The sequence below is a fragment of the Granulicella sp. L60 genome, assembly GCF_009765825.1.
GTDB lineage: Bacteria > Acidobacteriota > Terriglobia > Terriglobales > Acidobacteriaceae > Edaphobacter.
Genome location: NZ_LMUR01000015.1, coordinates 99343 through 119800 on the forward strand (window position 1 = coordinate 99343; position 20458 = coordinate 119800).

The window sequence follows — 20458 nt, forward strand, 5'->3', positions numbered from 1 at the left end:
GGAAGCTCCGCAGTCGGGCAATCTCTACAATACGTCGTCAGGGATAGCTTTTGAATGATTCTTCTCGAGGCTCTCCGTCTCATTGAGAAAACGGTCCAGCAAAGGGTTGAAGGCATCCGGCCCCTGCCAGAATGGAACATGCCCCAATCCCGGGAGCCGATAAGAAACCCCATCCCATAGGTGGCGGAAATTAACCGTATCAAAGTAGTCGAGTTTGATCAAATGGTCACTAGCACCGTTGATCACGCCGATTGGTAGGGTAGCTTTTTCGACAGCTTGCCGCTGGTCTGTACCTGCGCCCTCGCGCGCGGCCTCGAAGAGTCGCTTGCGAAAGCGGCCGTCCGCACGTGCCGCAGCCTTGAAGAGAAATGGCTCGGCAGAGTCGCCGAAAAGACTTCCAATGAAGGACTGAATCTCCGACTCGGAGAGCATCTCCCTCCCTGCCACGCTACCATTCGGCGAGCTATTGAAGCCCTGCATCATGTTGTGTACGCCGTTTACCTTCGCGATCGGGGGAGAGCCGGAAAGCAGTAAGCCCCGCAGTCCAGAAAATCGCGAGAGCATCTCAATCGCGATGTGACCGCCAAGCGACCAGCCAAACACAATCGCTTCGGAGATATCCAGGTTGCCGAGCAACTCCACGGAAGCATCCGCAAACCCAGCCAGTGTGTAAGTCCGCTGAGGATTAGGTGCGTCGCTCGACTCACCATGGCCTGGAAGGTCGAAAGCTATGAATCGATGTCTCTGCGGAAGCGACGAGTCCAGTTGACGGCGGAAGACGCCGCGGCATGAGGAATTGCCGTGGATCAACAGGACGGGAATCTCGCCTTCGCCTCGCTCTTCGACTGCAATGGTGCCGTGTGACGTATCGATACGGTGCTGTTGAATCAAAACACTCACGCTAAGACCCTTCCATTTGCAATTTCTGCGAGCCGTCCCGGTGCTTGTTCATTTGATGTCTCGAATCGGCAGAAGTCGCATTGAGACGGGTAGCGCGTTCCTCGAAGACCTGTTCCGCCGCCGCTCGTACTTTCTTCGCGTCCACCTTGCCGAGCATGTCGATCAACAGAATGTCGAGAACGTCGCGGGCGCGTCCCGCCGAGTACGGCCCGGTGCAGTCGTGCAGCTTTTCGGCAGCCTGTTCGCTCAGATTCAGGCAACGAACCGGTGACGGTACGCGCAATCCCATCGCGGCAAGTCCTCGAATTGTTGGCACTACAAGTTCAACCGCACCCTTGCCAGAGGGTCCGAGGTCAACGTCGATGGTTTGCCATGCACGGGTTCTGTATCGGATGGCGAGTTCCAGTCGAACCGCGTCCACCTTGTCCATGTTCAAGGGCTTCCCTTTCAAGAGAAAGGTGAAGTCATCGAAGCCGAGCGCGACGGCATCCTGAAATGCCCGTAGCCGCTTAGTCCGTTCGACCGGTACACCGATGTCGATGTCCTTTGTCGCTCGTGCTCCCTCGGCGAATCTCAGTTCAAGAGCGACGCCGCCTTTCAGGTCGTAGCTGTCGAGAATACCCTCGCTCACCGCTCGTTCAAGAACGCCGCATAGCGCCAGGAACGAAACCCAGCGCCGAAGACGCTCCTGCGCCACGCCCTGCTCTTTGGCGACTCGGGCTAGTGTATTTTCGAGGCGTTCAACTGGTTGCGGCATCTCGCATCTTCACTCGGTTTCCGGGTAATGGATCTCCGAAGGCTGCTTGCTTCGGCGTTGTTGAGTAGCCCCTCGCGGAGAGCGTCGCTAATCGACTGCCGAGCAACATCGGTTCGGTGTGTCGCCGAGAGTACGTCCATGATGCTGCGTCTCACAGTGGTAACGGGGAGACCTTCATGTTGCCCGATATCCTCGGGAGATAGATTGGCTCGATGGATTGCTACCCAATCCGGGCACTTCCGACGCAATCTTGCTGAGGCGGGCACCGTTAGATTTACGCGCGATGGGTTCGCATCGGAGATACCGTAGAGTAGCAACGCTGTCTCATGCGAGAGGGCGATGTCTTCTGGCCCCTGGCTGGCCTTCGCCCACAGCACTGCCTCGCGGTATTGAGCGAGACGGTCTGCCGGGTAATGAGCAATTCGATAGACCCCCCTAGTCATGCGCTCCAATCGGCCACGCTGGACCAGACGAACCAAAACTGAATCCTGTATGCCGGCGGCGCGGGCCTCCTTCGACGTGAGCAGACCATCATGCTCTTCGGCGAGTGCAAACAGTTCGTCCATGCGGGTGCGCGGCATTTATTGATTTTGCTCCAACATAACTAGCCTGTCAATATAGTTCCATTATTGAATGATATTGACATCCTACAAGGTCGGCAAACTACACCTCTGTCGAGGGTGCCACTACGACCGGGTTTACCGGTCGCACGAAGGTTGCGGTGAGGAGAGGGATGCTGGCGATGTTGTCTGGCTGAGACTGCGCCTGGACGACCAACTTGATGCGAGTGCCTGCCTGGAGCTGCTTGGCGAAGTGGCCCTGTTTGCCGAAGGCAACGACGTTGCAGTGAAAGGCCTGCAGATTGCGGTCGGAGATGATGGAGACTCCGAAGGCGCTGTACTTGCGTCCGGTCTTAGAAGTGCGGCTGGTGGCTGAGTTGCTGACGGTGCCGAAGAGGGTGATGGTCTGTTGAGTCTGCATGGTGTTTCTCCTTTTTGCCCGGTCAATCGGGACACATCCCAAAGGGCGCGAAGGTGCGCTGCTCCCAAGTCGCGGCAGGGCCGCGTTGCCAAGAGAAGAAGTTTCTGGAAAGGGACCCGGAGCTTTGCGAGGGGGGAGGAGTCCAACACCCGAAGGGCGCGGTACGCGAGTTCTGAACGCAGAGCCGAAGGGCGCAGCTCCTGCACCGAAGCGGTGGCCGAGTGAACGCGCAAACAGGAGACCGTGCAGCCAGAACGTCAGCCTATCCGACCCAACTTAATCGCATGAGTAGATCAGGATAGAAGCGGGTTGATTAAAAGTTGAGAGTTTCACTTTGCAGCAGACCTTGCACCCGTCCTTTGATGTCGTCGCGAATAAGCCGCACTTCGTCCACCGGTAGGCCCTTCGGATCACGCAACGGCCAGTCGTCCCGCCGTAGCCCTGGAACGTAAGGACACTTGTCACCGCAGCCCATCGTGATGAGCAGTGATGCTCCCTTAGCAAGTTCCTCGGTCAACTTCTGAGGCTTGGCATTGCTGAGGTCTACGCCAACCTCCTGCATAGCGGCCAGAACCTCTGGATGCACCCGCAAGCCTGGTTCCGTACCCGCAGAAATGGCCTCCGCCTTTGACTTATCGGCGAGCAGATTGAAGAAGGCTGCGGCCATTTGCGAGCGTCTGGCGTTATGAACGCAAGCGAAGATAACTCTTTTCATCGGTGTTCTCAAGCTGCCGTCACAGGCTTTATCGCGTACACCTTCACGCTGGCCGCTGCTGCGTTGATGTCATACTGCGAAAGCAGGGTCGACAGTTCATCATGGAATGAGGGCACTGCCTCCTTAGTGGGGGCACAGCAAGGCTCAGACACCACTTGGAATGGGCTTCCTGTCTCCATGCTGGGTGAGCAGCATCCGGCCTGATTCTCTACCTTTGCGTAGGCGTTCAAGTCCGCACCGCTATCGACGATCTGGACGTGTTCGAGCCCGGCAGCAATCAGGCCGGAACGGTATTCGTCTATCGATATAGCCCCAGCGATACAGCCGACATACGCGGCCATGCTCCTCGCTACGGCCTCGGGCAGCTCGTGCTTGAGTGCTATGTCACTCACGGCAACTCGCCCACCGGGCTTAAGTACTCGGGCGATTTCACCGAAGACGGCGCGCTTGTCGGGGGCGAGATTCAGAACGCAGTTCGAGATGACGCAATCGACGGAAGAGTCAGGCAACGGAATCTGGTCAATCGTAGATTGGTAAAACTCCACATTGGAATACCCGCCCGCGTGAGCATTCGTCCTCGCTCGGTCAATCATGGCCGGGGTCATATCGATGCCGATAGCTCGACCGGAGGGGCCAACCATTTTCGACGCCAGAAATACATCAAGTCCGCCGCCTGAGCCTAGATCGACTACAACTTCGCCAGCCCGAATGTGAGCTGTGGCAGTGGGGTTACCACAGGACAGCCCCATGTTGGCCCCAGCGGGAATCGAAGTCAGTTCTTCTGCGGAGTAGCCGAAGGCTTCCGCAACGGCCTTCACACCCGCATGGTCGTTGGAAAGACTGCTCTCCGCCATTGACCCGTACTTTGATCGAACTGAATCCAATACCTGTTCTGCCATGACTGCCTCCAGAAACATATCTGCTTTGGCGACTATATCCATTGCCAACACATTCGTCAATGCGTATAAGTAAGGAATGGCAACAAGAACACCACCGTTCGATATGGAGCGCTTCTTTCAGGCCCTCGGAGACAATACACGGCTTCGGCTCCTCAACCTCATGGGCGACCAAGAGATATGTGTCTGCTATTTCGTGGAGATTCTTGGAGGGCCTCAGCCGAAGATTTCCCGGCATCTGGCCTATCTACGCACTGCCGGTATCGTTGCGGCGCGACGGGAGGGAAAGTGGATGCACTACAGGATTGTCATGCCTCCGAACATTGGGGCAACGCAGGTCCTCAAACAGACGCTCAACTGGTTGCGTGAAGAAAAGACGATGCAGGCTGACAAGGCACGGCTTACGAAGGCCTGCTGCTCCCCGACAAAGTATGCCCTTCTCGATGGCGCACCCTCGCCTGTCACTGTCGGTGATTCGTCCTGCGAGGCTTGCTGATGTCAGTGTCCATCGCCCAGGGCCGCGTATGCGCTCCTACCGCCCGCAAGAAGCTATCGTTTCTCGACCGCTTTCTGACGCTCTGGATCTTCCTCGCAATGGCAATCGGCGTAGCCATCGGTCATTTTGTCCCATCGTCAGCGGGCTTCGTCAATCGCTTTCAAACGGGGACTACAAATATCCCTATCGCTATCGGCCTCATCATCATGATGTTCCCACCGCTGGCAAAGGTACGCTACGAAAAGCTGGGAGAAGTCTTCCGCAACAAGCGTGTCCTCGGTCTTTCCTTGGTACAGAACTGGCTCATTGGCCCGGTCCTGATGTTCCTTTTAGCCATCATCTTTCTGCGCGGTGAGCCTGCCTATATGCGCGGAGTTATCCTGATCGGGATAGCCCGCTGCATAGCGATGGTTCTAGTCTGGAATGAACTAGCCGAAGGCGATACGGATTATGTCGCCGGACTCGTGGCGATCAATAGTGTCTTCCAAGTCCTCTTCTACAGCCTCTACGCCTGGGTGTTCCTGACTGTTCTTCCGAAGTGGTTTGGATTGGAAGGAAGCGTCGTTCAAATCGGGATCGGCCAGATTGCGAAGAGCGTTGGACTTTACCTCGGCGTTCCCTTTGTTGCGGGATTCATCACTCGGTTCCTTCTCCTCCGGCTCAAGGGTGAGGAGTGGTATCGCACCCGCTTTATCCCACGAATCAGCCCTCTCACACTAATAGCTCTGCTCTTCACAATCCTGGTAATGTTCTCACTCAAGGGTGACCTCATCGTGAGACTACCGCTCGATGTAGTGAAGATCGCCGTACCTCTCGTCATCTACTTCCTCATCATGTTTTTGGTGAGCTTCTGGATGGGCAAGAAGCTGGGCGCGAACTACGCTCAATCAGCGACGCTCTCGTTTACTGCCGCTGGCAACAACTTTGAACTAGCGATTGCGGTCGCCGTCGTGGTTTTCGGCCTGAATTCCGGCGAGGCTTTTGTCGGGGTTGTGGGGCCGCTGATCGAGGTGCCAGCCCTCATCGGATTGGTCAATGTGGCCTTCTGGCTGCGGAGGCGCTACTTCGACAGTGCCGTCCAAGGGAGGACACCATGCACAGCAAAGAACTAGAAAGGCATGTAATCGCCGACCTCAAAATTCTAGACAGGGTTTGTACGCCGCTGATGGCATTGCCATCTATTTCTACACTCACCACTAAAACGATTGCTTTTCCGCATCCTACGAAACAACCGACTGTGGCCAACAGATATAGATAGCGAGCCTAACTGTGAATCAAATCAATCGCGGGCAAGAGATGATCCGCCAGTTCACACCGAACTGGTTCACTGCAACGATGGGAACCGGAATCCTCGCACTGGCGCTCAACCAATTTCCCGCACAAATACCCGGCCTTCATGCCGTTGACAGAGGTCTTTGGTTCCTGAACATCGGGCTCTTCCTTCTGTTTAGCATCCTGTACGCGACGTGCTGGATCGTCTATTACGACGAGGCACGCCGCATTCTCGCCCACTCGGTCGTGTCCATGTTCTTCGGCGCAATTCCCATGGGTCTTGCGACAATCATCAATGGATTCATGGTGTTCGGAATTCTGCTGTGGGGCAATGTAGCGCTACAAACGGCGCGCGGGTTGTGGTGGATCGATGTACTGCTCGCTGTTGGTTGTGGGTGTTTTTGTGCCCTTCATGATGTTTACGCGTCAGGAGCACAGTCTGGAAAAGATGACGGGGGGTGTGGCTCTTGCCCATTGTTGCTGCTGAGGTGGCGGCGGTCAGTGGTGCTCAGCTCGTCCCATACATGACCGAACCACACGCCGCCGAGCGAATCGTCGTGATCTCCTACATGCTCTGGGCATTGTCCGTTCCATTAGCAATGAGCTTTCTTGTCATCCTCCTCATGAGGCTAGTTCTGCATAAACTTCCACCAACTGACATGGTCGCCACGAGTTGGCTAGCGCTGGGACCGATTGGGACAGGCGCTCTTGGCTTGATGCTCTTGGGGACGGATGCGGCCAAAGTCTTCCCGGCCGCAGGCCTGCCGTGGATTGGAGAAGTTGCCTTCGGCATCGGAGCCATTGGCGGATCGATGCCTATGGGGATATGGCATTTGGTGGTTCTGCATAGCGCTGCTCACGACGGCACGCTCGATCCGAACCGGAATGTCCTTCAATTTAGGATGGTGGGGATTTACATTCCCCATCGGCGTCTATTCCGTTGCAACGCTTGCGCTAGCCCGAATTACACATATCGACAGCCTTACTGTGGTGGGCGTAATCCTCATCACAGGGTTGGTGGGGCTCTGGGTGTTGATCTCAGCACGGACATTGCACGGAGCTTGGAAAGGCTACCTGTTTGTGTCTCCATGCCTCGTCCCCGGAGCGATACCTGGGGACCGAATGAAGGCCGAGAGTTCTGCAATCGAAGTTGGTTCTCGGTAATCCGCATCTAAGAATCGCGGAGTGTCGAATCTATGAATTTGCACAAACTGTTTTTAGAGCAGCTTCAAGAGCTTGCCGGAATCGAAGAAGTCTTGATTGCCGGTCTACCCGCTCTGATAGAGGCTTCGTCGAACGCCGAACTCCAAGCCGCCTTCGCGGGGCACCTCAAGCAGACAGAAATGCAAGCCGCTCGACTTGACGACGCGAGCACCTCGCTGAGGCTAGAATTCAAGGCCGGCGAGTGCCAGCCAATGATCGCGATGGTTGCCGACGCGGCCAAGGCCGCAGCGAGACCTGCGGGCGTGATCTGCGATCTCGCGATGCTGGGTGCCGCTGAACGAATCGAGCATTTCGAGATCGCGGCTTATTCCTCGACGATTTCGCTCGCGAAGACTCTTGGCTATGGAGATGCCGCCAATCTGCTCGTTGAAAGTCTTCTGGAGGAACAGAAAGCGGCGGAGCATCTGAAGAAGATCAGCAAAACGCTTCTCAAGCAAGCCCAGGACGAGGTTGCCAAATGACGAATCCCACGGCTCTGAGCGAATCGTCACCCAAGCTCAAGGTAAGAATTCACAAGCCACTCAACGTTGAGGCTTCATTTCTGAACCCTCACTCACCGATCACCGCGGCGGAACACTTCTTCGTGCGTAATCATTTCCCTATACCTGAGATCGATGCCGCCTCGTGGCGTCTCGAAATCGGTGGCGCGGTAAACAATCCGATTAGCTTGTCTCTCGAAGACCTCAAAGCCATGCCAGCGACAACGCATCAATGTGTCCTGGAGTGTGCCGGGAATGGTCGGCTTTTCCTCCCCAACGTCCCGGAAGGTGTGCAGTGGGGCCTCGGGGCTGCGGGCTGTGCAGCGTGGACGGGAGTTCCCTTGCGCGATGTCCTGGCACGCGCCGGACTTAAGCCTGACGCAACCGAATTGGTATTCGAGGGAGCCGACCACGGAATCCCGGAAAAGCAGCTTAAGCCGAAGAACGAAATCAGCTACGCGCGCAGCGTGCCGCTCGAAGTCACGCTAAAACCAGAAGTGCTGGTCGCGTGGCAAATGAATGGTGAAGATCTTTCTCCCGAACATGGTTCGCCAGTGCGTCTTATCGTTCCTGGATGGTACAGCGTTGCCTCGGTGAAGTGGTTAACGAAGATAACGGCGATCACACGCCCGTTCCTCGGCTACTTCCAGACCGTCGAGTACACGTACTGGGCACATCGCGGGGGCCTGCAACCGGAACGGATTCCGATCACGGAAATCTTTCTGAAATCGCAGATCGCACACCCCGTTCTTCATCAGCAAATCCGAGCTGGAGAGGCCTGTCGCGTGTATGGTGCGGCCTGGACCGCAGGAGTTCCCCTCGCGGGGGTCGAGGTGAGCACCGACAAAGGCGTAACCTGGCATCATGCCGAGTTCGATAGCCCCGCTGAAGATCACGCATGGCGGCTTTGGCATTGGGATTGGAAACCAGTCGACATCGGCAACCATAGCCTCATGTCAAGAGCCTCAGACATCGAAGGCAGGACGCAGCCCGCGCAGCATAACGAGGATTACGAGAGCTACCTCATAGACCATACAATCTCGATTCCAGTAGAAGTGGTCTAGCAGGCATACGCACCGAGAGTTGCGAACATACATTTACAAGTTGACCTCCGATCGCGGTGGCGCGCCATGCGCTCCGCCGCCCACCTCTGGAGGACCACTGCTCACCTTGTCCATCTGCAAACTCGCCGCGTTCACGCTCTTGCACGTTGAAGAAGAGGCTTACGGCCATAGGCTGAGAAGGCCCCTTACCGCGAAGACCTCCTGCGAGGAATGTTAGCCCCGAATTGAGTAGATCGAGTGAACTTCCAGTCTCCTCGCCATCGCTATCCCGGTTCCGGCGGCGACACCCGCAAGCGTCTTCTTCGCACCTGGCTCTCCGTGGGCGAACGTGTAGCCGCCGATCACGATGGCGATCAGGCTTGCTGCCTTTGCAATCGTTCCGGTAAACAATGTTTGGATCGAGCTGATGCCCGTACCTGTCGCAGGGTGCATACATTAGCCCGAACATGCAGGCCCGGCGTAATGCGATGTGGAACGAGCTGATCCCTGACCTTGCACGCTGCATCATCGCGCTGGCCAACACGCCCGCCGACACTAAGACCGTGTTCTCCATGGCCGACTTCGGTTCCTTCTGTCAGCGCTGTGCGAACCACGAGGGCTGGGGTGACGAAGCTCGCGAACTCTTCCGCTGGGTGAGCAAGCAGCAGGAAGGCCAGCAGGCTGACACCCGCGTCGTCCTTAAGCTGATGACCGAGATCCTCGCGGAGAATCCTCGGCTTGTGGGTCAGGAGATGACCGCTAAGCAGTGGGCCTCGTCCCTGCAGGACACCATCCCCGAGCACGAGGGGGATCTGAAGCAGAAAGTCCAGCGTAACTACTTTTCTTGGGAGACGAAGACCTTCTCCAGCCTCTTCGTCACGCGCTTGGGGATGAAGTTGGGCTGGAACAAGCACCTCAAGGTGGCCACCTACTCCTTCACTCCGCCCGGGACGATCATCCCGATCGGAATGGACATCTTCGATCCCGACGACGACGATGCCTACGAGAACATCTTCATGCCCCAGGCTGAAACGGCGGTGCAGTAATGGTACGGCTTACCGTCAACCGCCGCGTGAACAACTACCAGCCGGAGGAGTGGGTCGCCCGGATCACCGGTCCCGACCCCACCTTCCGGCTGGCCCGGGATTTCACAAGGTCGTAAGGGTCTTCAGACACACGTTCGCGCGTCTACGACCTCTCCGACGGCGACGACCCAGCAGACGGTAGGTACTTCGTCAGCGTGCGCGGCAAGAAAAAATATCTGCTGAGTTACCAGGAAGTGATCGACTCCGTGTGTCAAGGCTGGTAGATCCCACCATCAACAGCACCGCAACCTCACCCTCAACCACCGAAGGAGCACACCATGTCAACGCCATCACCAGACCGCAAGCCCATCGAGATCCCCATGGATCTCAGCATGACCGTCGAGTCGCTCAAGTATCGGATCTCTCGCAGGAGCAAGCGTCGGCTCGACAACCTCACACCGCCACCGCCTCAGCCTGCAGCAATCCCCGCCTGTGGCTACATCACGGACAGCCACGATCTGTAGCGGTGTCGCGTACACTACGTGACGACGGAGGATCTGATGGCAAGCAACGGATACGTCGCATTCCTGATGGGCCTAACGGGTGCCGGACTCTTCACTCGGCTCCGTCGGCCTGGCGCTGCCACCGAGTTCATCGACAGTCGCACCGTCGATGAGTACCTGGAGAGTGGAGAGTGGAGAGTTCGAAGCTACCCTAGAGCGCTTCCGCAACACCGCTGAAAAATAATTTTAAAACTTATTCACTGTAGGGCCCCGCGTTTGGGTATTGAGTAGCATGTGCACGTCGACTACTACCCTCCCGCAACCAGTTCCTTCCCCCAACGGTAAGAAGTTCCTCCGCCTGCCTCAGGTGAAAGAGTCCACCGGACTCTCGCGCACGACGATCTACCGCCAGATCACTGCCTGCGAGTTTCCACGTCCCATAAATATCGGGCCGCGTGCCGTTGCCTGGGTCGAGGCCGACATCCTCCAGTGGATGGAGCAGCGGGAGCAGTTATCCCGCGGCGGCGAACAGGCCGCCTAAGCGTCGCTTCTGCCGGGCCCCATCCAAGTAGTCTGCCCACCACTGCATCATCTCCGTGCGATCTTCGAGGTAGACGGCTGCATTGTAGGCAGCGGTCACCTTGTTGCGCTCGACGTGTGCAAGCTGCACCTCGATGTGCTTCGGGTCGAAGCGCGGATCGCGAGACTCATTCAGGATCGTCGATGCGAGGCCCCGGAAGCCATGGCCGGTCATCTCGCCCTTGTAGCCCATCCTCTCAAGCGCATAAAGGATGGTGTTGTTACTCATCGTCTTCGTACCCCCACGCTCACAGGGGAACAGAAGGTCTGCATTGTCGGCTGCCTCGCGCAACTGTGCGAGCACGTCCAAGGCTTGCTTTGAGAGCGGCACGATGTGTGGTGTCACGTTCTTCACCTGCTTCATCCGGTGGGCCGGTATCGTCCACAGGTTCTTCTGGAAGTCGAACTCACTCCACCTCGCCTTGATCAGCTCCTGCGTGCGCACAAAGGTCAGCGCCATCAACTTGATCGCCAGCCGGGTGAGCGAAGCACCTCGATAGACCTCGATCTTTCGTAGCAGCCCTGGCAGTTCGTCTACATCGACGCGGGCGAAGTGCTCGACTGGTGCGCCAACCAGGATGGTGCCCGGTTTCAGATCAGCGACAGGGTTGCGTTCAGCGAGATCATGCGCACTCGCGTACCTGTAGATCTTGTTGATAGTGCCAAGCGTGCGACGCGCCACCTCAGGCGCTCCCCGGTTCTCGATCTGCTTAAGGGCGACAACGAACAACGAAGTCTTGATCTCTGTAACGGGAAGCGAACCCAGCGTTGGAAACAGGTTCGTCTCCATCGCCCGCAGGCAGCGCCCTACGTTGGCGGCGTCCTTGCCCTTGGACCAATGCGTGTGCCACGCCCTCGCGACCGACTCGAAGGAATTATCCTTTGCGGTATTTGCCGCGATCACCGCCGCGATCTTTTCGTTCTTGCGCTCGCGCATCGGGTCGGTGCCTGCGTCCAGTGCCTTGCGTGCTCTGGTGTGCAAGTCTCGTGCTTTGGCTATCGTGACCTCGGGATAGGGCCCGAAAGCCATCAGCTTCTCCTTACCCTCCACTCTGTACTTCCAGTGCCACAGCTTGCTACCGTTCGGTGACACGAGCAGGTAAAGACCGCCTCCGTCGGCGAGCTTGTACTTCTTGTCCGTTGGCTTTGCGGACCTCACTTGTAAGTCTGTCAGCTTCATGTTTTTCCTCTACCCCCATTTTCCAGTTGACCGCCTCCCTCTACCCCCAACTTTCTACCCCCAAATGGTCGGGCTGTTATGGGACGTAATGGGACGTAATGCAACGGCACTAGCCGAAGACTACAGGAAATACAGCACTTTGTGGGGGTAGAAGGGATGTTATGGGACTTGCCGGGACATGAACTGGTTGCCCCCCCAGGGAATAGCATCCACTGAATCTAAATACCTTAGATAGCGTTGTTGCTGCCGCTACCCACATCGTTACCCACATCCAGTTGTGGCTCAAACAGGCCCGTAAAGCACCAATTTGGACTTTCAAAACAACTAACCGAAGTTCGAATCCCCAGTCGGACTCACATGCATTGCAACTATTGAAGATCCGCGATTCAAACGTGGCGGATACCCCGTTTGTCGCTTTTCTCCAAGACCATTTTACCGCGAATCGCAATTAATCTTCCTTCCCTCTTGATCGAAGGAGCTGGGCCCAAAGGAAACTGACATTAGCAGTGATCGAGGCAAGACATCCCCCACGTTCTCGATATATCTTGAAACTCTTCTAATCAAATCCCTCCGCTTAGGCCGCTTCGAAGGCTAAGCTGATCTACTCATGCGGAGTCAGAGCTTCGCAGTCCGCAACCTAAGCGCATTGGCAATCACCGAAACCGAGCTGAGGCTCATGGCGGCGGCGGCGATCATCGGATTTAAAAGCAGACCAAACGCAGGGTAAAGAACGCCCGCTGCCAGCGGGACACCGAGGGCGTTGTAGAAAAAGGCAAAGAAGAGGTTCTCGCGAATGTTATTCATCGTGCGATGACTCAATCTTCGAGCCTTCACAATGCCCCGGAGGTCGCCTTTTACCAGGGTGATCCCACCCGTCTTCATCGTAACGTCCGTTCCTGTTCCCATCGCGATACCGATATGAGCCTGTGCCAAGGCTGGGGCGTCGTTGACTCCGTCGCCATCCATCGCGACAATTGCGCCATCATCCTGCAGCCTTTTCACGACCGCAGCTTTTTTGTCAGGCAGCACATCGGCTTCGAAGTCAATGCCAAGCTTCCGTGCAACTGCCTCGGCGGTCGCGTGGTTGTCGCCTGTGACCATTGTTCTCCCGTCCCGACGCAATAGCTCCGTCCCCTGTGTGACAGGTTCTGGATGATGTCTATTTCAGTCGCGACATAAACTTCACGGCGACGACAGAAAGTCGGATGTGCATCGAGGATGCCCGCATCAGCCGATGTGGCGCCAAACAAGTTTCTTGCAAAGATTACTTCGGACTGGAAGAAGCCGAATGGTCACTTTGTGATCGAGCCTCATGAGGTACAAGATTTGTTTCTGACTCCTCCGGTTCGTCGCATCCGCTGCGTCGGTAAGGTAATGGAGGCTCGCATGGGACAAGTCGGCATCGCCGCGGTTGAGGGAGCCGTTCATGATGTCGTCAACCGGATGAGCAATGCCATGACGCTATTAGCCTAGAGCGTGTTTCATAAACACCTGCGCATTGTGATCCAGAGGCAAGCGAGATAGAAGAAGGCTCTGTAAGTCGAGAGGAGGTTCTCATGGCGGACGAGGAGTCTGCGGAACTGCCCGAGCCATGCGTTGGTCCGTTCGATGATCCATCGGCGTTTGTAGCGCCTGAGCTTTCTGCCATCTTCATATTTTCTCTTCTTGTTGTTTTCGCGATACGGAACGATGAGGTCGATGCCTCGCTTTTTGAGCCGCTCACGCAGCGGGTCGGAGTCGTAGGCGCGGTCGGCGATCACCCGTTTCGGCTTCTGCCGCGGCCTGCCTTTGGGGCGAGGGACTTTGACTTCGGCGAGCGTGGCTTCCGCAAGCGTAACTTCTCCCGGAGAGGCACTTTCCAGCCGAACTCCCAGCGGAAGACCGCCACCGTCGACCAGTACCATCCACTTCGTGCCCTTGCCGCGCTTGGTTTTACCGACTGCGGAGCCCCCTTTTTGGCCGGAGCGAAGCTGCCGTCCAGGAATGTCTCCTCCCACTTCAGCAGGCCTTCGCCATCGAGCGCACCCAGCAGTGTTCGCCACGCATCGAGCCACACATCCTGCTCTTCCCATTGCTTCAGACGTCGCCAGCAGGTCGCTGGGGAAGGATACTTGTCAGGAAGAAATCGCCACGCAGCGCCCGTCTGCAGCACCCACAGAATGCCCTCCAGGCACGCCCGGTTGGAAGCCCACGGACGGCCGCGCTTGTCCTTGCGAAGCTTCGGCTCAGGCAGAAGAGGCGCAATCAGATCCCACTGCCTCTCGCTCAACAACTCAAAACGCTTCTTGCTCATGCAAAAAGTTCAACAAGCCACCCACCTCATGCAGAAGTCCACAGCTTGAGGCCGAATCTATTTATGAAACATGCTCTAAGGAATGAAGGTCTCTCCACCGCAAGTGATAGGAGTTACAAATGAGCCAAGCTAACGTCAACAGCTATTCCATCCAACCTGCGATATCGGCATTCAAAAATACTAAAACTCGTACAGCTCTGATCGCCACCGTAATTTTGACAGCTACCCTCCCTGCAACCGCCCAGACAGGTGTTCAGGCGGGAAGAGATTTACAACAGAAATTATCGGCAATAAAACAATCAGCCGCCGAAAACCAACAAAAGCTGCATAAGTATCAATGGATAGAGACGACGCAACTTACGCTCAAGGGCGACACCAAGCCTGCCTCGCAATCCATGTGCGTGTATGGCCCGGATGGGAAGGTGCAAAAGACCCCCATAAGCGCTTCGCCCCAGGCCCCTAGCGGAGGAAGACTCAAGCAGAGGATCATCGCGAAGAAGAAAGAAGAGATGAAGGATTACATGGGAGGGGTGAAAAAGGTAATCGCCATGTACATACCACCCGACCCACAGCGCATGCAACAGGCCTTCCAGGCAGGTAATGCTTCTTTGAGCGCGGCAGGGGACACCGGCCTCGCACAGATTGTATTCAAGAACTACGCGCAGCCTGGCGACGAGATGACCATCGCTTTCAACACTGCCGCCAGGAAGATCAGCTCGCTAAATGTAAAGACATGGATGGACGATCCAAAAGATACGGTGACTCTGTCTGTGCAGTTTGCGAGCCTACCGGACGGAACCAACTACGTGCAGCAGAGCGTTCTTAGTGCGACTGCAAAACAACTGCAGGTGACAACTACAAACTCTGACTACCAGCCCGTCGGAGCTCATTGAGAGTAAGTTCATACGTCTTGCATGTGAACCTTGTGAGAGTGCCGCCGTCGGCTGTTGGAATGTGGTTCTAAACTTCAGCCTCAAGGTTGAAAAGCAAAGACCTTCTTCCAATCATCCTTCATGCTGACTACAGTCCACCCTTTGGCAATGGCTTCGTCGAGAGCCTTGTCGAGCCGCCCAACGGAGGACTGGCGATCGTAGGCATATTCACGAACAGAGTCGGTATGATGCAGCAGAAGCATCAGCCGCGGCCCGAGACCGGCTGCCGTCCACTCGAGCATCTGAAGATCGCCATCGGAATTACCGAAGGCAAGAATGGGACGCCGGCCAATAAATTCATTAATGCCGACCGGCTTGCCTGGACCGTCATCGACGAAATTGATTTGCGGCAGACGCATGAGGATCGGCTGTCCGTCACGCATCTCAAACTGAGTCTTCATCGTGGAGCCGAGTATCTGTTCAGGCGGTATGCCGTACGCCTTCTCAGCCCAGGGACGCATAAACTCCTGCTCTCCACCGGAGACTATGAATGTCTTGAAACCATTGCTGCGGAGATACGCAAGCAGTTCGACCATTGGCTGATAGATGAGTTCGTTGTAATGCTGATTGAATCTTTGATCGTGAGACTTCGCCATCCAGTCCGAGACCGACTTCTCAAACTCCGCATCGGTGATGCCAGTGCTGGTCGCAAGTGTAATCTCCACCAACCCCTTCTCTCCACTGGCAGCAATGGCTTTCCTGTCATCTTCGAGAATCCCCTTATAGGGCTGCTTTGTCTTCCACTCATGATGCTGTGGCGCCATCTCTTTAATGCGGTCGAAAGCAAAAGCTATTTGTGTATAAACAGGTGACTCAACCCAAAGGGTGCCGTCGTTGTCGAAGGTAGCGATTCGTTCGGCCGGAGGAACGAAGTCCGGGCCGCCGTCTTTGGTGACGCGGTCTACAAAGGATTCAATGTTCTTCTTGGCCGCGGTATCGTTCCAGGATGGAAGAGGATCGGACTGTGCCGCAGCTGGTCGAACAGAAACAATGGACAGAGTGATAGAGAGACAAACACAGAACGTGACGCGAAGGAATTTGTTCATTCACCTCTCCTGCTATCAACTGTGCGGCACAGACCTCACACAGCGAAAACCTAAGTGGTTAGTGCCTGTGGAGGCCTCGCCTTTGCCACGAGTTCCTACCATGTATCTGGAGCAGTACTGATCGGTACAAAGGAAAGACCCGCCTCGCATAACCCGCTTGGGTACTCCACGCTCCGCAGGATCAAAGGAGTTGTCAGGACCAGTAGGATTGCGGCTAATAGCTCCTGAGGCAGCCAGTTGCCGATAGTAGTCCGGGCGATACCAATCTGATGTCCACTGCCACACGTTCCCGGCCATGTCATAGAGACCGTATCCGTTAGGAGGAAACTTCGTCACGGGAGAGGTGGTGCTGAATCCATCTTCGTTTGTATTCTTGTTAGGAAAGTGGCCTTGGAAGGTATTCGCCATATACTTTCCGTCCGGACTGAAAGAGTCGCCCCACACGAAAGTCTTGCCAGTTAGACCGCCGCGAGCCGCGAACTCCCACTCCGCCTCAGTCGGAAGTCGCTTGCCGGCCCACTTCGCATAGGACATTGCGTCATCGTAGGAGATGTCGACGACTGGATAGTTTTCCTTCCCTTTAATGCTACTGCCTGGGCCGCTGGGATGACGCCAGTTCGCACCTTTGACATAGCTCCACCACTGCATATGATCATTGAGCGGAACGGCCTCCTCAGGTGGAGAGAACACGACAGCTCCAGCAACGAGATTCTCTGGCGGAGCACCTGGAAAATCTTCTGCTTTGGGCGTTCGCTCTGCTTCAGTCATGTAGTGAGTCGCAGCGACGAACCTCGCAAACTCCGCATTGGTGACATCGGTTTTGTCCATCCAAAAACCATCCACATAGACACGATGGACCGGGCGCGAATCCTCGGTGGCCTTCATGCCGATGTGATCGTGCTCCATGTCGGGAGGGTTCTGCGCACCCATCGAGAACTCGCCGCCTGGAATCCACGTCATACCCTGCAGATGTCTTCCGGATGCGAGTATTTTGTTAGGCACCGTAGGGGTAAAAACTATCCCGTTAGAGATAGTACTCATCGCCGGACTAGACGGTGCTGTCATCTCTAGACCTTCTGGAAGTGACGGCGGGGCGATAGCCGCAGCGGCACTCTGTGTTGAAGATAACTTCCAGGCAGCAATGCCAACAATAGCGGCGATGGATAGAGCCACTAAGCTCCATGGAAGTGCCCTACATACCTTTGGACTAGCTATCGTTATGCCCCTATTAGAGTTCTGCATCAAATCCTCCGAGCAGCAGCCTCAGATGAACTTCCTCATCGAAACAGGACTGCGAAACAGTCGGCGGTCGTGAACTTCCGAAGACACTCCTACCCTAAGGTTTGGTCTGAATCATCGAAACTGTATTAACTGACAGGTCGTTATGGATTGAGTAGTGGCAACCTTGTCTGCGATTCCCGTCGCGATGAAGCAGTCTTCCGATGTTCACGCAGTCGACCGGCCATGGCTGTTCCATTCCATACGTTGACTGGATCTTTTCCGAAGAGGGTCTCGGCAAGAGCATCGATCTGCTGTGTAAGTTGTTCATCCTTGCTGCGCTCGAGAAAGTGATTCAGCGTCTCCTTGGGGTTTGAGCTCTCAAGCCAATGGAGTAGCCACTGATATGCACCTTGCGGCTGGTCGTTTCGGCATGCCCGAACGAGATTGCGAAAATACGCAGACTCAGAACGAAGATACCGTTCTCGTCTCCTCATCAAAATAATCACTAATTTGGGTAAATAACTGTAAGCAAACCAGACACTCGCTATCGCTAAACACAACACCGGTGCCGCTGTCACAATCCATCTGTATCTGCTCCAAAGACTCGCTGGCCGTGGTTGCGCGGTAGTGACAACCTCCGGCTCTGGCGGGAGTTCTGCAACATAGCTTGGGTTAGGTGTTGCAGTGAAATGAACTGCCGGAATAGTCGCGGTGACTAGTCGATTCGAGCTGAGGTTCCACCACCTCAACTCAATCGCAGGCAGGGTATAGTCACCCTCCTTCTGGATAAAATATTTGGCGGATTCGAGGCGGCTTCCAAAGATGAACTCGCCCCGATCCGTCTTCTGATCCTGGACCTTTGGTTCGTCAGGATAGATTCGAATGCCGTTGGGTGCTTGCAGCTGCATTGGCGGAATTAGCATCCCCTGCATGCGGAGTGCCGTGATCATGATGGTGCGCTCCACCGTATCACCCACTCGGAGTTTGTTAAGCGGAGCGCTCCACTTCTGCTGCATGGTCAGTCTTGTCGTTGGCAGGAAATAATCAAGACCTCTTGCTGCGGCAGGAATATCTGCATGAAAGGTGAGTGGCGGCAATGTTAGGACTGCTTGTGCTGTCTTCGGTGGAGATTTTGCGTAAGGCACAGTGAACTGCGCCGGCGGTAACTTAAAGTCGCCTGCTTGTTGCGGATAAATCAAGTAAGTTCGACTTATGCCTGCGTAGGTCTGTCCACTGATCTGCTCGCTCATATTTGCGGGAGTATCTTCGGAGAGTACGACGATTGCATCTTCCAGATCAAAGGTCGGGAAGTCAGGGCTGCCGGTAAAAAAGTTAGGAACCAATACCTCAACCGTGAGATGCACGGGTTGGCCAACAATGATCCCTTTAGCAGGAACCAGCCTTGCGCGAATCACCGGAGCCTGCGCAGGGCAATAAATAATAGCTACGGCCATCAGCATGGAGAAGACGAAGGACTTCACCTGTTCCTCTCCTGTGCAGCTTGAATTGCAAACCGCAGCCGAAGAAAATCTGCCGGTGTAGTTTGAATGTTGCGCATCCAGATGTCCGCCATCTTTGTTGGATCGACCTTCATCTGCTGTATCTTCGCCCTCTTGCCGCCCTTGCCTTTTTCGTCGAACTTTATCTGATCGGGAGGAAGGTTTGGAGGTATCTCTGTCCCTTCTTCGTCTTCCTTCTTCTTCTCCTTGGGAATGAAAGATCGGACCAGTTCGAGATTATCCTTCGCCTCCTGCCATGCAGGTCGCTGCGCTAACGCTCGTTGGTATGCCTGGGCCGCCTCTGAATATCTGCCTAAATGTGCGAGCGCATTGCCTTGGTTGTACCAGGATTCGGCAGAGTCACTGAGAGCAAAAGCATTGAGTGCATCTTCGTCATCCCCAGCCCGAATCAGGGCGAGACCCTTCCACATCGAATCTTGATAACGCCCCGCCGCTTTTTGATACTCCCTCTTCTCCATGTAATACCGCCCCTGCTGATCCGGAGTCAGCCATAGGTCGAGCCACGAAAAATTAGCATTACCCACAGGCGATGGCAGAAGAATCAATGCGGTTAGAGCGGTTGAGGTCCAGCGTACCGTCCAGCCTCTGCGAAACCAGAAGACAGCGATTGCAGCGATGGGGATGGTCAGCCAGTAGCCCTCGTTTACCCAGCGGGTTTTAATGTTGTTTTGCTGTACTGCATCCAGATGATGTTGTACGCGGCGCTGAATCCAACGGATATCATCGTCGTTGAGCGTAAGCGTCGTTGCCGGAACTCCGATGCTGCTCAAAGAACGCAACGCACTAACGTCCAGCTTCGAAAAAACGCGACGACCGGAAGAGTCATCGAGTAATCGATTTCCAGAAGCCCTCACCGGCCCACCTTGAGACGTGCCCACCCCCATGACAAGAATGTCATCCTTATCCGTGTTCCGTGCTGTGAACTGCCTAAACGCAGCGATTGCGTGCGGTTCGATTCCATCTGTTACGAATAAAATTGTCCCAGGAATAGTCTCGTCTTTCAGAAAATCCTCGATAGTATGAAGAGCCTTCGCGCTATCTTTCCCTTGGCCCGGCATCAATGAAGTCGTGAGTGAATCCAGATAGAGATCGAAGAGCGAGTTGTCCATCGTAAACGGAAGAACCATGTGTGTCGTTCCGGAGTACACAAACAAAGCGGTACGTGCTCCGTTACGAACCTTTAGCAAATCGCGTAATTTCAACTTCGCACGCTCGATCCGTGTTGGGTCGAGATCGATTGCATCCATCGTTTGAGAGAGATCCAGTGCTATGACTAGCGGCGCTTTGTCCTCTGTAAAAGGCGGCTGCTCCCGCCTCCAGGTCGGCCCAGCAAGTGCGATGGCTCCGAGAGCGATCAATAGGCAGATCATGTGGATGGGCCGCAATCGCCATCTTC

At 55.5% G+C, this 20458-nt stretch carries 25 protein-coding genes and 3 pseudogenes; 13 read left to right on the forward strand and 15 right to left on the reverse strand.

The window, feature by feature from the left end; genetic code table 11:
• Positions 1 to 24: 24 nt before the first annotated feature.
• The 6 genes from GSQ82_RS07585 to arsM form a co-directional block, all read right to left on the reverse strand.
• Positions 25 to 900, reverse strand: coding sequence for an alpha/beta fold hydrolase (locus tag GSQ82_RS07585; protein WP_216847040.1), 876 nt, complete (start codon positions 898 to 900; stop codon positions 25 to 27).
• A gap of 1 nt (position 901) precedes the next feature.
• Positions 902 to 1657, reverse strand: coding sequence for a nucleotidyl transferase AbiEii/AbiGii toxin family protein (locus GSQ82_RS07590; RefSeq protein ID WP_158791698.1), 756 nt, complete (start codon positions 1655 to 1657; stop codon positions 902 to 904).
• Complete coding sequence (locus GSQ82_RS07595) at positions 1621 to 2238, reverse strand: type IV toxin-antitoxin system AbiEi family antitoxin domain-containing protein (RefSeq protein ID WP_158791699.1); 618 nt, start codon at positions 2236 to 2238, stop codon at positions 1621 to 1623. The genes GSQ82_RS07590 and GSQ82_RS07595 overlap by 37 nt, the downstream gene beginning before the upstream one ends.
• Positions 2239 to 2320: 82 nt before the next feature.
• Complete coding sequence (locus GSQ82_RS07600; protein WP_158791700.1) at positions 2321 to 2638, reverse strand: single-stranded DNA-binding protein; 318 nt, start codon at positions 2636 to 2638, stop codon at positions 2321 to 2323.
• Positions 2639 to 2951: 313 nt separating this feature from the next.
• Positions 2952 to 3353 carry an arsenate reductase ArsC gene (locus GSQ82_RS07605; RefSeq protein ID WP_158791701.1) on the reverse strand — a complete coding sequence of 134 codons (402 nt, stop codon included), beginning with the start codon at positions 3351 to 3353 and terminating at the stop codon, positions 2952 to 2954.
• Between the two features lie 8 nt (positions 3354 to 3361).
• The gene (gene arsM / locus GSQ82_RS07610; RefSeq protein ID WP_158791702.1) at positions 3362 to 4252 is read right to left on the reverse strand and encodes an arsenite methyltransferase; all 891 of its coding nucleotides are present in this window, start codon (positions 4250 to 4252) and stop codon (positions 3362 to 3364) included.
• A 76-nt stretch (positions 4253 to 4328) separates the two neighbouring features.
• On the opposite strand from arsM, the gene GSQ82_RS07615 reads away from it, so the two are divergent.
• The 7 genes and pseudogenes from GSQ82_RS07615 (at position 4329) to GSQ82_RS07635 (ending at position 8784) form a co-directional block, all read left to right on the forward strand.
• Entirely contained in the window at positions 4329 to 4745 is a 417-nt protein-coding gene (locus GSQ82_RS07615; RefSeq protein WP_158791703.1) for a helix-turn-helix transcriptional regulator, read from the forward strand.
• Positions 4745 to 5857: an ACR3 family arsenite efflux transporter gene (gene arsB / locus GSQ82_RS07620; protein WP_158791704.1), complete on the forward strand. Its 1113-nt coding sequence runs from the start codon at positions 4745 to 4747 to the stop codon at positions 5855 to 5857. The genes GSQ82_RS07615 and arsB overlap by 1 nt, the downstream gene beginning before the upstream one ends.
• Positions 5858 to 6014: 157 nt before the next feature.
• Entirely contained in the window at positions 6015 to 6545 is a 531-nt protein-coding gene (locus tag GSQ82_RS25000; RefSeq protein ID WP_254061493.1) for a hypothetical protein, read from the forward strand.
• Positions 6506 to 6763, forward strand: a pseudogene (locus GSQ82_RS25645) (C4-dicarboxylate ABC transporter); the annotation flags it as partial. The gene GSQ82_RS25000 and the pseudogene GSQ82_RS25645, both read left to right, overlap by 40 nt.
• Positions 6750 to 7181 (forward strand): hypothetical protein, encoded by a 432-nt coding sequence (locus tag GSQ82_RS25650; protein ID WP_371417189.1) that lies wholly within the window; start codon positions 6750 to 6752, stop codon positions 7179 to 7181. The pseudogene GSQ82_RS25645 and the gene GSQ82_RS25650, both read left to right, overlap by 14 nt.
• A 32-nt stretch (positions 7182 to 7213) precedes the next feature.
• Positions 7214 to 7702, forward strand: coding sequence for a ferritin-like domain-containing protein (locus GSQ82_RS07630; RefSeq protein WP_158791705.1), 489 nt, complete (start codon positions 7214 to 7216; stop codon positions 7700 to 7702).
• On the forward strand, positions 7699 to 8784 hold the full coding sequence (locus GSQ82_RS07635) for a sulfite oxidase (RefSeq protein WP_158791706.1): 1086 nt from the start codon (positions 7699 to 7701) through the stop codon (positions 8782 to 8784). The genes GSQ82_RS07630 and GSQ82_RS07635 overlap by 4 nt, the downstream gene beginning before the upstream one ends.
• Before the next feature lie 213 nt (positions 8785 to 8997).
• Here the strand turns inward: GSQ82_RS07635 and GSQ82_RS07640 are convergent, their stop codons facing one another.
• Complete coding sequence (locus GSQ82_RS07640; protein WP_158791707.1) at positions 8998 to 9216, reverse strand: hypothetical protein; 219 nt, start codon at positions 9214 to 9216, stop codon at positions 8998 to 9000.
• A gap of 14 nt (positions 9217 to 9230) precedes the next feature.
• On the opposite strand from GSQ82_RS07640, the gene GSQ82_RS07645 reads away from it, so the two are divergent.
• The 4 genes from GSQ82_RS07645 (at position 9231) to GSQ82_RS07660 (ending at position 10832) form a co-directional block, all read left to right on the forward strand.
• On the forward strand, positions 9231 to 9809 hold the full coding sequence (locus GSQ82_RS07645; protein WP_158791708.1) for a hypothetical protein: 579 nt from the start codon (positions 9231 to 9233) through the stop codon (positions 9807 to 9809).
• Between the two features lie 317 nt (positions 9810 to 10126).
• On the forward strand, positions 10127 to 10312 hold the full coding sequence (locus GSQ82_RS07650) for a hypothetical protein (protein ID WP_158791709.1): 186 nt from the start codon (positions 10127 to 10129) through the stop codon (positions 10310 to 10312).
• A gap of 36 nt (positions 10313 to 10348) precedes the next feature.
• Entirely contained in the window at positions 10349 to 10528 is a 180-nt protein-coding gene (locus GSQ82_RS07655) for a hypothetical protein (protein WP_158791710.1), read from the forward strand.
• A gap of 55 nt (positions 10529 to 10583) precedes the next feature.
• The gene (locus GSQ82_RS07660) at positions 10584 to 10832 is read left to right on the forward strand and encodes an AlpA family transcriptional regulator (RefSeq protein WP_158791711.1); all 249 of its coding nucleotides are present in this window, start codon (positions 10584 to 10586) and stop codon (positions 10830 to 10832) included.
• Here GSQ82_RS07660 and GSQ82_RS07665 read toward each other — a convergent pair.
• Together GSQ82_RS07665 and GSQ82_RS07670 are read right to left on the reverse strand one after the other, a co-directional pair.
• Positions 10803 to 12050 carry an integrase arm-type DNA-binding domain-containing protein gene (locus tag GSQ82_RS07665; RefSeq protein ID WP_158791712.1) on the reverse strand — a complete coding sequence of 416 codons (1248 nt, stop codon included), beginning with the start codon at positions 12048 to 12050 and terminating at the stop codon, positions 10803 to 10805. The two genes, GSQ82_RS07660 and GSQ82_RS07665, sit on opposite strands and share 30 nt — an antisense overlap.
• A gap of 615 nt (positions 12051 to 12665) precedes the next feature.
• Positions 12666 to 13151: pseudogene (locus tag GSQ82_RS07670) on the reverse strand (HAD-IC family P-type ATPase); the annotation flags it as partial.
• 117 nt (positions 13152 to 13268) lie between these two features.
• Here GSQ82_RS07670 and GSQ82_RS07675 point away from each other — a divergent pair.
• Complete coding sequence (locus GSQ82_RS07675; RefSeq protein WP_158791713.1) at positions 13269 to 13523, forward strand: hypothetical protein; 255 nt, start codon at positions 13269 to 13271, stop codon at positions 13521 to 13523.
• A gap of 8 nt (positions 13524 to 13531) precedes the next feature.
• Here the strand turns inward: GSQ82_RS07675 and GSQ82_RS24530 are convergent, their stop codons facing one another.
• Together GSQ82_RS24530 and GSQ82_RS25005 are read right to left on the reverse strand one after the other, a co-directional pair.
• On the reverse strand, positions 13532 to 14122 hold the full coding sequence (locus GSQ82_RS24530; RefSeq protein ID WP_371417180.1) for an IS5 family transposase: 591 nt from the start codon (positions 14120 to 14122) through the stop codon (positions 13532 to 13534).
• Positions 14110 to 14343, reverse strand: a pseudogene (locus tag GSQ82_RS25005) (transposase); the annotation flags it as partial. The pseudogene GSQ82_RS25005 and the gene GSQ82_RS24530, both read right to left, overlap by 13 nt.
• 119 nt (positions 14344 to 14462) lie before the next feature.
• Between GSQ82_RS25005 and GSQ82_RS07690 the strand changes: the two are divergent.
• Entirely contained in the window at positions 14463 to 15236 is a 774-nt protein-coding gene (locus GSQ82_RS07690; RefSeq protein ID WP_158791716.1) for a hypothetical protein, read from the forward strand.
• A gap of 80 nt (positions 15237 to 15316) precedes the next feature.
• On the opposite strand, the gene GSQ82_RS07695 is transcribed toward GSQ82_RS07690, so the two are convergent.
• The 4 genes from GSQ82_RS07695 to GSQ82_RS07710 all read right to left on the reverse strand — a co-directional run bounded on the left by GSQ82_RS07695 (position 15317) and on the right by GSQ82_RS07710 (position 20447).
• On the reverse strand, positions 15317 to 16321 hold the full coding sequence (locus GSQ82_RS07695) for an HAD family phosphatase (RefSeq protein WP_158791717.1): 1005 nt from the start codon (positions 16319 to 16321) through the stop codon (positions 15317 to 15319).
• A gap of 15 nt (positions 16322 to 16336) precedes the next feature.
• Complete coding sequence (locus tag GSQ82_RS07700; RefSeq protein WP_254061495.1) at positions 16337 to 17281, reverse strand: formylglycine-generating enzyme family protein; 945 nt, start codon at positions 17279 to 17281, stop codon at positions 16337 to 16339.
• A 422-nt stretch (positions 17282 to 17703) separates the two neighbouring features.
• Positions 17704 to 19023 (reverse strand): BatD family protein, encoded by a 1320-nt coding sequence (locus tag GSQ82_RS07705; RefSeq protein WP_158791719.1) that lies wholly within the window; start codon positions 19021 to 19023, stop codon positions 17704 to 17706.
• The gene (locus tag GSQ82_RS07710; protein WP_158791720.1) at positions 19020 to 20447 is read right to left on the reverse strand and encodes a VWA domain-containing protein; all 1428 of its coding nucleotides are present in this window, start codon (positions 20445 to 20447) and stop codon (positions 19020 to 19022) included. Before GSQ82_RS07710 ends, GSQ82_RS07705 begins: the two co-directional genes overlap by 4 nt.
• Between the last annotated feature and the right edge of the window lie 11 nt (positions 20448 to 20458).